Origin of the sequence: Cellvibrio zantedeschiae (genome assembly GCF_014652535.1) — a bacterium.
GTDB lineage: Bacteria > Pseudomonadota > Gammaproteobacteria > Pseudomonadales > Cellvibrionaceae > Cellvibrio > Cellvibrio zantedeschiae.
The window spans coordinates 1,436,204-1,448,890 of record NZ_BMYZ01000001.1; the positions used below are offsets into that span (position 1 = coordinate 1,436,204).

The window sequence follows — 12,687 nt, forward strand, 5'->3', positions numbered from 1 at the left end:
AAGTTATTGATATAGAGAAAATGGCGCGAATTCTACCAGACCTGCACTGGCTGGGCGACTAAAAACCCGCCGGACGTTAAATAGCTAGGATTAAGCTTAATCCCTAATGGCTGAACTTGCTGGTTTGTGACGAACATCTGCGTGGATGTGAGATGCGAAAGGGCGTTAACGTACAGTAAATAATCAAGAATAGGCGACAATATAATTTCATTTAACCAGCCGTAGTGACCAGAGCGTGGCAATTTTAAAGCGCCTTGGCACAGTGAAGGATTAGAGGTGAATATGAGCTTGTTGCGCAATCTACTGTTGGGGTTTGCCTGTTTAATCGTCGCAGCCTGTGGTGGCGGTGGCTCGAATACTTCTGCTCCTCCACAAATATCCAGCGTACCGGCGGTTAGCTCATCATCTAGCCAAAGCTCCGCCGCACAGACGTCCTCATCATCCAGCAGCCCTGCCGCAATAGTGGGCCTTGATTCGCGCCCCTCCAACACAAGTTGTTTGGCTCCGGAACCGGTCAGCGACAATTCGGGTGCAATTAGTTGGGTAAGGGCTTTCACGGCATTACCCTCCGTGAGTGCGCCGTCCACTTTGTTTCAATTACCCGGGGATACTTCCCATTGGTATGTTGCGCGCCAGGCTGGCTATATATTGCGGTTTGACAATATTGCATCGGCCAATCAATTAACAGAAGTGTTGAATATCGATAGTAAAGTCGACTCCGGCGCTAACGAAATGGGGCTTCTTGGTGTTGCGCCTCATCCAGATTTTATTAACAACCGCTACGTATTTTTGTATTACACCGGGCGCTCGGCGAATAACGATATTGAAACGCGAATTGCGCGTTACAAGGTGCAAACTAATGGTATGTTTGATCTTGCATCTGAATTAATTATTTTGCGATTCAACCGTCCGTTTGGAAACCATTTGGGTGGCCAAATAGCCTTTGATCAGCAGGGCTATTTGTATATTGCTTCTGGTGATGGCGGCTCCGGCGGTGACCCCTTGAATATGGGGCAAAATCTAAATGAATTGCTAGGGAAAATTTTACGCATTGATGTCGATAAAACTGAAAACGGAAAAAATTACGCGATCCCGGCTGACAATCCTTTTGCAAACACCCCCAATGCGCGAGCAGAAATTTGGGCTTACGGTTTGCGCAACCCCTGGCGATTCAGCTTCGATAAAACGACTAATGATTTGTGGGTAGGTGATGTTGGCCAGAGCGCGTGGGAAGAAATTAATCTAATCACCCGCGGCGGAAATTATGGTTGGGGTGAGATGGAAGGCGATTCCTGTTACAGCGGACGGCCGCAGTGTTCAACCGCTAATAAAATAAAACCGCTTTATGCAATAAGCCAGAATTCGGGCGCGTGTTCGGTGATAGGTGGTTATGTTTACCGCGGTGCAATTTATTCGGCAGCCTACGGAAAATATTTTTACACAGATTATTGTGAGCACACCATAAGGTCCATTACCCAAAATGCAGATAACACCTTAAAACATGCATCTTATGGCAGTTTTCCGGTAAGCATTGTTTCGTTTGCGCAAGATAACCAAGGTGAATTATTGGCGATCGGGCAGGGCTCATCTGGTCAGCAAATTTATAAATTACAAGCGGCTTCTGTGAATACACAAGCGGGTTCCATGGCAAATAAATTATCAGATACGGGTTGCGTAACTAAAACTAAACCGATAGAAGCAGCCAGCGGATTAATTCCCTACGCAGTCAATAGTCCGCTCTGGTCCGACGGTGCCGATAAACAACGTTATTTAAGTTTGCCCAATAATACTCAGATCACCGTGGCGAGTAATGGCGATTTTAATTTCCCCATCGGCTCCGTGTTAATGAAGCATTTTAAATTCGGTGAAAAATTTGTAGAGACACGTTTATTTACACACAGCAAAACTGGTTGGCAGGGTTTCAGTTACGAATGGAATGATGCGCAAACCGAAGCAACTTTGTTAAGCGGTGCGAAAGACAAACTCGTAAACAATGTTAATTGGCATTTTCCCAGCGCGGGGCAATGCCTGGAATGCCATACCTCAGCAGCAGGTTTTTCGTTGGGGCTGGAAACGAAACAATTGAATAGCGATTTGCTTTATCCAGCAACTCAAAAAACCGCTAATCAACTCACCACGCTGGCGCACATTGGAATGTTTTCTTCGCCATTAACGAGTGAACAAAAAACCGAAAAACTATATTCGCTCAGCGATACCCAAGCTACCAGTTCGCAAAAAGCGCGCAGCTATCTACACACCAATTGCGCCAATTGTCATCAACCCAATGGTCCCGCGCCGGTGAATATTGATTTGCGGATAACTGCCTCACTAACGCAGATGAAAGTCTGCAACATAGCGCCAACAGCAGGTGACCTGGGAATTGTTAATGCGAAAATTGTGGCCGCTGGCGACCCCCAAAAATCCATTTTATTGAAGCGTATGCAGACCACAGATAACACCCAAATGCCGCCTTTGGCGCATTCGGTTATAGATACCCAAGCGGTACAAGTTGTAAGTGAGTGGATTACGAGCTTGCAGACCTGTGGGGCGGATCAATAATAACCATAGTTTTTTTGGCGTTTATCTCTGAAGACGATTGCAGTAGAATACCTGAGTAATTTAATCAGGTATAAGTTTGCGGGCGTATCAAGCCCCGCAAACCGGCAGAGAGAGTGGCGTAAACATGGTAAATGTTGATATTACAGAATCAGCACAGGATTACTTGAGAGGCTTGCTGGACAAGCAAAAAGACAATGAAAACATTGGCATACGCATGTTTGTGGCCAACCCGGGCACCTCACAGGCGGAAACCTGCATTGCCTATTGTCGCCCCGGTGAAGAAAAGCCGGATGATGAAATTGTCGAGCTAAAAGGCTTTAAAGCGTATTTTGAAGGCCGCAGTTTGCCATTTTTGGTAGACGCAAAAGTAGATTATTCAGCAGATCGTATGGGTGGCCAGCTCACTATTCGTGCGCCTAACAGCAAAATGCCGCAAGTGAATGCCGATAGCCCGCTGGAAGATCGCATCAACTATGTTCTGTATAACGACGTAAACCCAAGCCTGGCATCCCACGGCGGTAACGTTAGCTTGGTTGAAGTTACCGATGATATGTACGCTATTTTGAAATTTGGCGGCGGTTGCCAAGGCTGTGGTTCAGTAGCCATTACCCTTAAGCAAGGTATTGAAGTGCAGCTGATGGATAAGTTGCCTGAATTGAAAGGCATCCGCGATGTGACCGACCATTCGGATCGTACTAACGCTTACATGTAAATAGCTTCGATTTCTACCATAAAAAAACCGCCTTTTGGCGGTTTTTGTTTTTGGATGTCCGAGCTTTACTGCCCTGGCTCACTAACAAACCCCAGCTTTAAAATTCCCGCCCGCTGTACGCTCGCCATGACTTTCATAACGTGTTCGTAGGCTACTTTGCGATCACCGCGAATATGAATTTCGGGTTGAGGCTGTTTAGTGGATTCAGCGCTTAAGCGAGACTGCAATTCCTGCTCGGTGATATCCGTTTCGTTCCAGTGAATCTTGCCATCGGCGGTAACCGTTAAGTTAATGGTTTCCGGTTTAATGTCATTCAGGGTGTTATCGGCACGCGGTAAATCCACTTTTACCGAATGGGTGATAACCGGTACGGCAATAATAAAAATAATCAGCAACACCAACATCACATCCACCAGGGGCGTCATGTTGATGTCACTCATGTCTTTATCGTCTTCAAAATCACTACCAAAGGCCATGATCGTCTCCTGAATTATTCAGCTTTTGAGCGAATGGATTTGACCAGGGCGCCGTTGGTTTTGCTGCTGGCTGGCGGTGCACCCGTTAGGAAATAAGCATGTAATTGGTGTGCGAAGCGGTTGAGTTTGGCGCTTACCGTGCGGTTGCCGCGGTTGATGGCGTTGTAACCAAGCACAGCGGGAATCGCTACTACCAAACCGAAAGCCGTCATGATCAATGCTTCGCCTACCGGGCCTGCAATTTTGTCGATGCTTGCTGAACCGTTTACGCCAATGCTAACCAGCGCATGGTAAATGCCCCAAACCGTACCGAATAAACCCACGAAAGGCGCTGTTGAACCCACGGAGGCAAGTACAGCCAGGCCGCGTTGTAATTTATCGGTGCTTTGGTCAATTGAATCTTTCAAACACGCCGTAAGCCAATCAGATAGTGGCAAGTTGCCGTGCAAGTCGGTCTTGTGGTTTTGGTGATGGTCGAGGGCAGCCTGGCCTTCTTCAGCCAAATGACGATAGGGGTTATCGTTGCGATCAGTACCTAACACATGCAAGCCTTCGGCAAAGCTTTGCGCGTGCCAAAAATCCGAGAGCGCCTGGTTTGGTTTGCGAAGTCGCGCCAATCCCCATGTGCGCAAAACGATGACAAACCAACTCACAATAGACATAAGAAATAAAATAATCGCAACGGTTTTGATAACCGCATCGCCCTGGAGCCAGATGGACGCTATACCATAGGGAGAGTTCATAGTTGCCTCGTTAACTACATTTATCTGTTAAGTGAAAATTCAATCGGTAATTCATACCAAAAATCTATAGATTCGCTCCCGCGTTTGGCTGGAACGAAATGCCAATTTTTAACGGCGCGCAGTGCTGCTTCATCCAAACGGTCAGAGCCGCTGGACGTTTTCAAACGAAGATCGCCCAAGCTGCCGTCTGCCTTAACCAAGACTTCCAGCACTACGGTTCCTTGCTCACGCAACCGGCGCGATTGGGTGGGGTAGACGGGAGCGGGGTTATTGAGATGGCTTGCATCTGCCTGGGGTGGAACAACCGGCGCCGACGTTGGCTCGGCAGATTTCACCGGATTATCTACTGGCGGCGCGGGCTCTGGCTGTGCTTCCTGTTGAATAGCACGATCTGATGCGGGCGCTTTGGGTAAAGGAATTTTGGGAGCTACTACGGGCTTTTGCTCTGGCGGCGGGGGAGGCGTTGGCTCAAGCGGCTTGGTAACTGGCTCGCTGGATACGATCATTCCCTGAATTGTAGGTAGTTCAATCACCACTGGCGCAGCAGCTTGACGAGCAAGAAGCACGGCGCCTAAAACTGCGAAGTGGACTAGCACCACAATTAATAAGGAGTAATGAGCAGCGTATTTGGATTTCATTAATAGCGGATACTGGAAAGCAAAAGGTCTATGCTGCAAATGATAATATTTATCATTCGTCACTGCAATCTATTTCCGTTGGTCCCTAGCCAGGCCTACCCCCATAGCCCAATGCTCAGACATAAGTCATTTATACAAACGCTTAGTTCCCTCTTGCGTAATCGCTCTCTTTGGGTTTAATGATAATTATTCTCAATAATGCTTGTTTTGATCAGAAACCTTGTGTTAGCTTTGTCTTAAATGAGAATTATTCTTATTAATATGGGCGTTGATATCACAAGAGGGTTTTTCTATGCGCGAAGCTACGAGTGGTCGAGAGCTAAAGTTTGAGGATTTTCAGGAAGAGCTTTTTGTTTTTCTGGCCCGGCGATTCGGATCTATCGCCTTGGCAGAAAGAATCAGCAAGGAAATGAAAACGCGTATAAATGAATCGGACGTGCTGGGCCTGGTGGGAAATCCCAAGGTGTATTTAAGCAGCTACGGTCTGTCACTGGGATTACAGTTCCTTCAGGAAGAGTTGGGAATTAGCCCGCATCACAGGAATTTGCGTCAATAAGGGATGCATGTACACCTACATAAAAAGGCTTGTTTTAACGCGTGGATAATTCTGAAATTGTGTGGATGACATCTCTCCTGTATTGAACAATAATGTTTCGTTTTCTGCATAAACAGGGCGTTACATTTTTATTCGATGAGGGTACTGATATGAACGAAGCAGATAAAGTTGAAGCGATTAAAGCCTTAAATCGCATTATGGAAACGGAATTGGCTGGCGTGGTGAAATACACGCATTATTCGTTAATGGTGTTTGGCTACAATCGCATTCCTATAGTTTCATGGTTAAAAGGAAATGCTGATGAAAGCCTTGTACACGCGCACAGAGCGGGGGAGTTGCTTACCTTGTTAGGCGGGCATCCATCGTTAAAAATCGGTTCCCTGCTGGAAACAGAAAAACATGATATTGGCGATATTCTGCGCGAAAGCCTGGAGCATGAAACCTCTGCGATCAAGTCCTATTACGAGCTGTTAAGAATCGCAGAGGGCAAATCCATTTTACTTGAAGAATATGCACGTGAAATGATCGTGCAGGAAGAGCTTCATCTTGATGAGGTCGACAAAATGCTGCGTCGTCCCGGTGAAATCGCTGCCTTTCAATCTTGATCCTTATCTACAAGTTACTCATTGCGCTGCAAAGGATTGCGGCAAAGTCCTTATTTTCCTGCCTTTACCTCCAGCTCAACTTTTGATCTCTCCAGCTCACGACAGCTAGCTTCTCGCCATAGCAAATTCATTGGTGGGCGAGTGCGCTTATCCCGCTTGGATCACTGTCTATATAAATGGACGGTTCATCTTCTCCAGGATTTGTGGCATCTCAAGTCTTGACAGGGTTTTGCCGCTCAATGATAATAATGAGAATCTGTTTCATTTGAAATATCTTGCTTTTGGTCAATATAAGTCATTTGTTACTTTAAGGCGTTTGCTACTGGAGAGCATTTGGCATCTTCTACTTATTAGTCGCGCCACATTCACTTATTCAAACTCTTATTGGGAGCGGGCTCCATGAAAAAATTTATGTCTATCGCTGTTGGTTTAAGCCTTTTTGCAAGTGCGCAGGTGTTTGCTCATGCGGATATGGAGTGCACGGATAAACCTAAAACTCAATGGTTACACCCACTCGAGATACAAAAGAAAATCGTTAACGAATATGGTTTCGCCATTAAAAAATTCCAGGAGTCGGGCAGCTGCTACGAAATTTACGGCTGGGGCTTAAGCAAAGATGGCAAAAAATTCGAAGAAATTGAAGTCTATTTCAATCCAGTTACTGGCGAAATTGTTAAAAAGAAATTTAGAGATTGATTAGGCGCAGGCTCAGTGCCCAGCAAAATTTATAGGCAGAAATTACTAGCTCAACAAGAATGCTTCTCTTGATAGAAATTTCTCTCAATAGAAGCTTCAAAAGAAATACACACACTTACTATCAGGTAGTTAGAATGAAGAATCAGAGTTCAAAATTTAACCTTGACGCAGCAAAACCATCAATGGTTAAAAGCAGCCTTGCTTTGAGTATTGCCGCTGCAATGTTGTTGCCTTTAGGCGCAGTTGCAGAAGAAGCTAAAGCAACTAAAGATCAAGCAGAAAGCAAAAAAGTATTGAACACTGTAAAAGTTCAAGCGACTGCACTTGAAGCAAATCCAAATGCACAACCCGGTGTTCCTTACAAAGCACAACTCTCTGGTGATGAGCGTCATACTCGTCCGATTGCTGAAACTCCACAAAATATTACTGTCTTGACCAAAGCAGAAATTGAAGAATCTGGTTACACAGATTTGCGCGCAATTCTCGATGCACAACCCGGTATTACTTTAGGTACTGGTGAAAACGGCAATGCCTTCGGTGACCGTTATATTATTCGCGGCCAGGAAGTGCGCAGCGATATTTTCGTTGATGGCTTGCGTGATCCAGGCATGACGACTCGTGAAAGTTTCGCAGTAGAACAACTTGAAATTACCAAAGGTCCTAACTCAAGTTTTGCTGGCCGTGGTAGTTCGGGCGGTGCGGTAAATGCCATCACCAAACAAGCGACAGCTGATTATGATTACACCAGTTTAACTGCTGGCGTAGGTACTGATGGTTATCACCGTGTTACTTTGGATAGCAATCAGGCGTTGACCGATGAATTAGCGATTCGCGCGAATTTATTAACGGCAAAAGAAGATGTACCTGATCGTGATCCTGCGTATCGCGAGCGTAAAGGCGTTGCAGTTTCCGGCTTCTACAATCCAACTGAAGAGTTTGAAATGACTCTGGATTATTACGGCTTGGACGCAAAAGATAATCCGGATTTGGGCAGCTATTTGGTGGGTAATGTTCCCAACCGTAAACCTGCTGACGATGCTCCGGTTTACGCACAGAAACAAGATTTCCTTGAGTCTGATGTGGATACACTTACTGCGCGTTTGAAATATCGTTTCAATTCAGATTTGCGCATTACCAACATCACTCGTAAAGGTACTTCTGATAACGGATATGTTGCGACTGGTGCGCGTGCTGCGACTACTAATGCTAAAGATCCAAACGGTGCTTACTCGACTGTAACTCTGAGTACTCACCAGGGTTGGCAAGAAGTTGATTACTTTGCCAACCAAACCAATTTGTTTATTGATAAAGAAATCGGTGGCTTAAAACACGAATTTATTATCGGTGCTGAATATACTGATCATGCTGTATTGAACGGCAACTACACCGTGACCAACTCTGGTCAAAATTGTTTTACCTCCAACGTTGCAGCGGCAAATGGCTGGTGTGTAATTGATAAATCCGGCAAAGAAATTGCCAACATTAATAAAGTAATGAACCGCAACATTACCAAAAGCACTTGGGACACTGATTGGGCGGTAAAGGCAAAATCATTGTCGATTATGGATACTGTTGATCTGAACGATCAGTGGAGCGTGTTTGCAGGTATTCGTGCAGATAGATTTGATTTTGATTTGGGCACGCAATCTGCTGCGCTTGTTAAAGCTAAATACGATTACTCAGACACCTTGACCAACAGTCACTTGGGTGTGGTCTATGACATCAATGATGTTGGCAATGTGTATTTTACCTGGTCAACTGCAGCTGACATTAACGGCGGTGAATCTGACGTAGGCACCAGCAGCGGTTACGGCGGCACTGTGATTTATAACGGTAGCGTTGCCGGTGCAAAACCAGAGCGCTCAGACAATTACGAATTGGGCACCAAGTGGAATCTATTTGATGAAACCTTATTGTTGACCGGTGCTATTTTCCAGGTAACAAAATCTGACGTAATGGAAGGTGCTAACTACGATTCAGTAGGTACTTTCAATACGGGCGAGATTCGTGTTCGCGGTATCGAGTTTGGTGCTAGCGGTCAAGTTACTGATAAGTTAACTACCCAAGCGGGTATTACTTATATGGATGCAGAAGTATTGGAATCCGCAACTGCTGCTAACGTGGGTAAAACCATCAGTAACTTTGCTGACTTGTCTGTAAACGTACAATTGAAATATCAATTCACCGAGAAATTCAGCTTGGGCGGTGCATGGAAATATGAAGGTAAAAAGTTCGCGGGTCAGCCTGATACAGCAGCTGTTTACACCACACTGGCTGCAACGGGTAATTATTACTACGCGCAACCCATTCCAGCTTATTCAGTGTTTGATTTGTTCGCGACCTACGATTTCAGCAAAAACCTGGATCTACGTTTGAACATTGGTAACGCAACTGACAAGGATTATTACCTTGCAGCTTACCGTTCTGGCTCCTTTGTTTATAAAGGCGATGCACGTACAACACGTGTTACGGTAAACTACAATTTCTAATCCCCAGTTGACCAGAGAGCCGGGCTTAGCCCGGCTTTTTTTATGAGCGAAAAACAGCAATTATTGTCGCCGTTAAATTACATTCCCGCTGATATCCAATCCGCACAGGATTACGAATATCTGGCGCGGCGTTTTATTGCAGCGCCGAACTATGAATATATCGCAGGCGGTAGTGGCCGCGATCAAACTCTTGCAAGCAATCTCGCTGCATTTAATAAATGGGCGGTGTGTCCGCGTATTTTGTGTGATGTGACCAAAGGGCATACAGGTTTTAATTTATTAAATCGCGAATACGCACATCCCATTTTTCTTGCACCTGTGGCTTATCAAAAACTCGCACACCCACTGGGTGAGATTGAAAGCGCACGCGCAGCAGAAGCTATGCAAAGCTGTTTTATTAGCAGCACTCTTGCTACCCAAAGTTTAGAAACTATTGCCGCTACTGGCGCAGAAGCAAAATGGTTTCAGTTATATTTTCAACCGAAACTCGAAGCAACGCTCGATTTGGTTCGCCGCGCAGAAACTGCCGGTTACAGCGCCTTGGTTGTTACGGTGGATGCATCCATTCGCATGCCGAGCCTGGGTGCTTTGCGCGCACAATTTAAAATGCCTGATGAATGTGTTGCAGTAAACGTGCAGCACTATGAAATAAATCCGTCTGCAGAAATTGCTGCAAATGAAAGCCGGATTTTCCAAGGTGCTATGCGTGAAGCTCCTACATGGGCTGATTTGGAATGGTTAATCAGTGAAACTAATTTGCCCGTAATTGTGAAAGGTGTATTGCATCCAGTAGATGCTTTAAAGCTAAAAAATGTGGGCGCTGCCGGTATTGTTGTTTCTAATCACGGTGGTCGCAGTTTGGATGGCGCACCCGCAAGTCTTGATTGCCTTGCTGCTATTCGCGCAGCAGTGGGTGATGATTATCCGGTATTGTTTGATAGTGGTATTCGTTCAGGCCTGGATATTTTTAAGGCCATTGCATTGGGTGCGGATGCAGTATTAATTGGGCGCTTGCAAGTTTATGCGCTCAGTGTTGCAGGAGCGCTCGGCGTTGCGCATATGTTGCGATTGCTGCGCGAAGAATTGGAGCTTTGCATGGCGCAAACAGGTTGTGCAACCTTGGATGATATTCGCAATACACGCTTGCAATCGGCGTGAAAATTATGGGAGCTGGCCGGTGCTACTGATTATTGAAAACCTTTTAAGCAAAGATGAAGTAAAGCAATTCCGTTCGCACATGGAGCAGGCCGCTTGGGAACCCGGCGTTAAAACTGCGGGGAGTCTGGCGCGGTCGGCAAAACAAAATTTACAGCTCGATGACGCATCAGAATTAGCTACAAGTTTACGTAATCACATTTTGCGTAAACTGGGCCAACATTCTTTATTTATTTCTGCGGCGCTGCCTGGAAAAATATATCCACCCAAGTTCAATTGTTACACCAACGGTGGTACCTACGGCACTCATATTGATAGTGCGATTATGCCTGTGCCTGGCACCAATTTGAGTGTGCGTGGAGATCTATCAGCCACGCTGTTTTTATCTGAGCCCAACGAATATGTTGGCGGTGAATTGGAAATTGACGGTGTCTTGGGTGGCGAAGGAATCAAGCTGGCCGCAGGCGATATGGTGCTTTATTCCTCGGGTTTTGAGCATCGCGTAAATCCTGTTACCCAAGGCGCGCGTTTCGCATCGTTTTTTTGGGTTGAGAGTTACGTGCGCGATGAAAAACAACGCGCGATTTTATTCGATCTCGATCAAACCATTCAAAAGCTAACGCCCAAGTTAGAAGCTGGCGATAAAGAGTTGCTTAAATTGACGGGGCTTTATCACAACTTGTTGCGTGCATGGGCAACAACATGAACGACAATAAAATAATACTATGGGATCCGCTGGTTCGACTTTTCCATTGGTCTATCGCAGGTGTTTTTGTAGCGAATTATTGGATAAATGAAACGGGCGAAGATTGGCACGAATGGCTTGGCTATTTTGCAGTGTGCTGGTTGTTGGTTCGATTTGTGTGGGGCTTTTTGGCAAAAGGCGCTGCACGCTGGTCAGATTTTTTTCCAACTTATAGCCGTCTAAAGTTGCATCTTCACGCATTAATCAAACGCGAAGATTATCACCGCCTGGGCCATTCTCCACTTGGGGCGCTCGTCATGATTTTAATGATGTTACTCATTTTGGTGTTGGGTATTAGCGGTTTTATGATGGAAGAAATTGATTATTTCTGGGGCGAGGATTGGGTTCAGGATTTACATGGCTGGTGCGCTCACGCACTCTTATGTTTGGTATTTATTCACTTAGGTGCCGCACTTTTTGAAAGTTATAGGCTCAAGGAAAATCTTCCGCTGTCTATGATTACGGGTAAGCGAAAATCCATTACCACAAAATCACCTAAACCAAATTCTTAGTGATTTAACAATTGCTGATATTCCCCGGTTTCTTTCAGTATTTTAATTCCTTGATCGAGTTTTTTCGCATTTTCTTCTGATTGAGGATTTTTGCGTGAGAAGGCGAGGTAAATATCACTGGTGTGATTAAACATACCTTTTTGGATTGCGTCTTGCTGTAAACCCATATCTTTCAAGGTTTGGTTTGCTTCCTCCTCAAACATAAGCGCGGCGTCTATTCGGCCCTGTTGCAACATGCGGATCAATTGCACTTGCCGTGGTACTTTCACTTCCTTAAATCGTTGGCGTTCATGTTCGTAGGTGTCGCCATATTCGTAATCAATAATGCAACCCACACGAAAGCCATCGGGTAGGGCGCTTGGCGTTTTGAATTTTGTTTTCGTTTTGCTCGCAAAATACCAATAAGCTTTAGCTTGCAAAATGGGTTCTTTGCCAAAAATAAATTCTTGCTCAGTATTTTGCTGGCGCGTCACGTTGTAACCCGCATCCAAAAGCCCTGCTTTTACATCCTGCAATACGCGCGCGTAGTTGCGCACTTGAATTTTGGTTGTGATCCCCACTTTAGCGAAGGCGGCTTTAATAATGTTGGTGGAAATGCCTTCCCCATTTTTATCGCTGTAGGGTGGCCAGGAGTCTTCCGCGCCAAGCACAAGTTGAGTTTGGCCGAAACTCAGACTTGGCAAGGCGAGGGTGAACATGGTGAGAAGTAGGCAGAGTTTCATTATAAGTTTTTAAATGCGTTTTTTTGCAGTGTAGTAGGGAATGAGTGCTTGTGGTCATTTTTTAGTCCCTTTATTCCTA

The 12,687-nt window shown here is 45.5% G+C and carries 14 protein-coding genes; 9 read left to right on the forward strand and 5 right to left on the reverse strand.

The annotated features are described in order from the left end of the window. Positions 1 to 32: 32 nt before the first annotated feature. Positions 33 to 557 (reverse strand): hypothetical protein, encoded by a 525-nt coding sequence (locus tag IE104_RS06320; protein ID WP_189416811.1) that lies wholly within the window; start codon positions 555 to 557, stop codon positions 33 to 35. Between the two features lie 13 nt (positions 558 to 570). On the opposite strand from IE104_RS06320, the gene IE104_RS06325 reads away from it, so the two are divergent. After that, entirely contained in the window at positions 571 to 2,559 is a 1,989-nt protein-coding gene (locus IE104_RS06325) for a PQQ-dependent sugar dehydrogenase (RefSeq protein WP_189416813.1), read from the forward strand. A 124-nt stretch (positions 2,560 to 2,683) separates the two neighbouring features. Beyond that, entirely contained in the window at positions 2,684 to 3,271 is a 588-nt protein-coding gene (gene nfuA / locus IE104_RS06330; protein ID WP_189416815.1) for a Fe-S biogenesis protein NfuA, read from the forward strand. A 65-nt stretch (positions 3,272 to 3,336) separates the two neighbouring features. Here the strand turns inward: nfuA and IE104_RS06335 are convergent, their stop codons facing one another. The 3 genes from IE104_RS06335 to IE104_RS06345 are packed head-to-tail and all read right to left on the reverse strand — an operon-like array spanning position 3,337 to position 5,128. Beyond that, positions 3,337 to 3,747, reverse strand: coding sequence for an ExbD/TolR family protein (locus IE104_RS06335; protein WP_189416816.1), 411 nt, complete (start codon positions 3,745 to 3,747; stop codon positions 3,337 to 3,339). A gap of 14 nt (positions 3,748 to 3,761) precedes the next feature. Continuing rightward, positions 3,762 to 4,490 (reverse strand): MotA/TolQ/ExbB proton channel family protein, encoded by a 729-nt coding sequence (locus tag IE104_RS06340; RefSeq protein WP_189416818.1) that lies wholly within the window; start codon positions 4,488 to 4,490, stop codon positions 3,762 to 3,764. A gap of 20 nt (positions 4,491 to 4,510) precedes the next feature. Next, on the reverse strand, positions 4,511 to 5,128 hold the full coding sequence (locus IE104_RS06345) for an energy transducer TonB (protein WP_189416820.1): 618 nt from the start codon (positions 5,126 to 5,128) through the stop codon (positions 4,511 to 4,513). A 292-nt stretch (positions 5,129 to 5,420) separates the two neighbouring features. On the opposite strand from IE104_RS06345, the gene IE104_RS06350 reads away from it, so the two are divergent. From IE104_RS06350 to IE104_RS06380, 7 genes are all read left to right on the forward strand, one after another. Beyond that, entirely contained in the window at positions 5,421 to 5,684 is a 264-nt protein-coding gene (locus IE104_RS06350) for a hypothetical protein (RefSeq protein ID WP_189416821.1), read from the forward strand. A 149-nt stretch (positions 5,685 to 5,833) separates the two neighbouring features. Next, on the forward strand, positions 5,834 to 6,289 hold the full coding sequence (locus IE104_RS06355; RefSeq protein ID WP_189416823.1) for a ferritin-like domain-containing protein: 456 nt from the start codon (positions 5,834 to 5,836) through the stop codon (positions 6,287 to 6,289). Positions 6,290 to 6,688: 399 nt separating this feature from the next. Next, the gene (locus tag IE104_RS06360) at positions 6,689 to 6,985 is read left to right on the forward strand and encodes a PepSY domain-containing protein (RefSeq protein WP_189416824.1); all 297 of its coding nucleotides are present in this window, start codon (positions 6,689 to 6,691) and stop codon (positions 6,983 to 6,985) included. A gap of 134 nt (positions 6,986 to 7,119) precedes the next feature. Beyond that, positions 7,120 to 9,474: a TonB-dependent receptor gene (locus IE104_RS06365; RefSeq protein ID WP_189416826.1), complete on the forward strand. Its 2,355-nt coding sequence runs from the start codon at positions 7,120 to 7,122 to the stop codon at positions 9,472 to 9,474. 42 nt (positions 9,475 to 9,516) lie between these two features. Then, entirely contained in the window at positions 9,517 to 10,632 is a 1,116-nt protein-coding gene (locus IE104_RS06370; protein WP_189416827.1) for an alpha-hydroxy acid oxidase, read from the forward strand. A 19-nt stretch (positions 10,633 to 10,651) separates the two neighbouring features. Then, a complete protein-coding gene (locus IE104_RS06375) occupies positions 10,652 to 11,335 on the forward strand; it encodes a Fe2+-dependent dioxygenase (protein WP_189416829.1) in 684 nt (227 codons plus the stop codon). Continuing rightward, positions 11,332 to 11,886, forward strand: coding sequence for a cytochrome b/b6 domain-containing protein (locus IE104_RS06380; RefSeq protein WP_189416830.1), 555 nt, complete (start codon positions 11,332 to 11,334; stop codon positions 11,884 to 11,886). The genes IE104_RS06375 and IE104_RS06380 overlap by 4 nt, the downstream gene beginning before the upstream one ends. Here the strand turns inward: IE104_RS06380 and IE104_RS06385 are convergent. Then, entirely contained in the window at positions 11,883 to 12,608 is a 726-nt protein-coding gene (locus IE104_RS06385; RefSeq protein WP_189416832.1) for a substrate-binding periplasmic protein, read from the reverse strand. The two genes, IE104_RS06380 and IE104_RS06385, sit on opposite strands and share 4 nt — an antisense overlap. Between the last annotated feature and the right edge of the window lie 79 nt (positions 12,609 to 12,687).